The organism is Rhizobium sp. P1_E6, assembly GCF_056405875.1.
Genome location: NZ_JBFUBG010000250.1, coordinates 1 through 1725 on the forward strand (window position 1 = coordinate 1; position 1725 = coordinate 1725).

Sequence of the window (1725 nt, forward strand, 5' to 3'; positions counted from 1 at the left end):
CCGTCTTCCAACGTCGTGAACATCATGGACGCGCTGCGCGAGCCGGTGGAAGCCAACCTCAAGAAGTAAAAGGGCTTCATGACCCCGTCTTCCAACGTCGTGAACATCATGGACGCGCTGCGCGAGCCGGTGGARGCCAACCTCAAGAAGTAAAAGGGCTTCATGACCGGCCAGCCACTTGTGCGAGCGGAAGCATCGGAGGGCTCGGCCATAGGGGAAATTTCGGCTCTTCACCTTCAACGTATCAATGTGAAGATCCCGCACATATCCCGAGCGGGAGACTATGCCGAGCCTGTTTCCTAAAGCACGCGATTTCCGATAAATCCTGACAGCAAGCTCGGTATATTTTTCAACTGCCACGCCCTAAGAGCGGTCACCGATCTCCGCGAATGCGCTTCCCTGAGGTGCTCCCCGATTATGGCTTAGCAGGAGATAGAATTTTCCGGGGCTATAAGCGCCTCATCACGCTCCTCTCCGTCGGCGATGTGGCGAGAATGCGCCTCAAGGAGGCGTACAGCGTGCGGACTTGTTCGAGCAAGTTTCATGCTTTCTCCCCGTAGCCGGATATCGGCTTGAAACCCGCGGCGCCAAGATGGCCCACGTGATCGAGAACATCGGCGCAACAATAGACATCTTCGGATTGCTGAACTGAATGCGTGCAGTCGCGACCGTGCAAAGCCGAAAGATGCCTCGATGCAGCGCAAGTTTACTCGGACCCAGAAGTCCTGGTGAAATCGCAACCATGACCGAACGATTATGCTAGGTGGCAAATTCCCAAAGTTGGAAATACTTTCTTTTTAGGATAATCTAATATTTATCTTTCTTATATGTCGATTACATATACGATTGCGTTCGGACCGCGATGATTGGAATGGAGGTTCCAAACATCCAGATCCGCCATCGGCGTTATGCCAATCGGTCAGAGCAGTGCCCGAAGGATTTCACGACCGCCTTGCATTTGGATATTTTACTGGCGCCGATTATTTCGGGTCATCCCGTTCGTCGCGCAGATCATTGCGGCGGCCACAGAACAATTCCGCCTGCACACCAAAAGGGGATATCAATGAGAAGCTTCGTGACACTTATCGCGACAATGTCAGTGGCRCTTTCGTTTGCGATGGCAGCCTACGGACAAAATCCCGTTCCCAGCGCCAGTGATGTGCTCGTCAAATACGGCGAGGTTGAGGACTGGACCGTCTATACCAATCAAACCCGCGGAGATTGCCTGATCGTGCGCGACTTCGGTTCAGGTTCGGTGCAGATGGGCGTTACCGCAAATCAGGACGTCGGATATCTCGGCGTGTTCTCGAAGGCTGATATCGGCCTTCAGAACGGGACCAAGTCGGAAGTCTTCGTCTCCATCGCCGGCCATCTCTATAGCGGTGTCGCCACCAGCACCCATGGAGAACTCAAGGGCGGATATTCGGGCGGCTACATCCTGACGAACAGCCCGGAATTCAAACGCGCCGTCGCGAAGAAATATGAAATGATCGTGTTTCCAGAGACCAAGGGAACCTTCGTCGTCGACCTGAAAGGAACTTACAAGGCAATGGAAATGGGCCGGAAGTGCCTTAAGCATTGATCCAGAGCTGGCTCGGGAAATCTGCACAGCGGGGATAGTGGAATTTCTGCCTGACTTCGGCTTAGATGCCAGGAACAGGAGATACCATGACGAGACGACCGCGCCGGAACCATAGCCCGGCTTTCAAGGCAAAAGTGGCGCTC

2 protein-coding genes are annotated in these 1725 nt (G+C 53.9%); one reads left to right on the plus strand and one right to left on the minus strand.

What is annotated here, in order from left to right; all coding sequences use genetic code 11:
• On the minus strand, positions 1-212 hold a 212-nt coding region (locus tag AC1D35_RS35900), incomplete at its 3' end, for a hypothetical protein (RefSeq protein ID WP_477942743.1).
• 851 nt (positions 213-1063) lie between these two features.
• Here AC1D35_RS35900 and AC1D35_RS35905 point away from each other — a divergent pair.
• A complete protein-coding gene (locus AC1D35_RS35905; protein ID WP_446983743.1) occupies positions 1064-1582 on the plus strand; it encodes a hypothetical protein in 519 nt (172 codons plus the stop codon).
• Positions 1583-1725 lie beyond the last annotated feature (143 nt).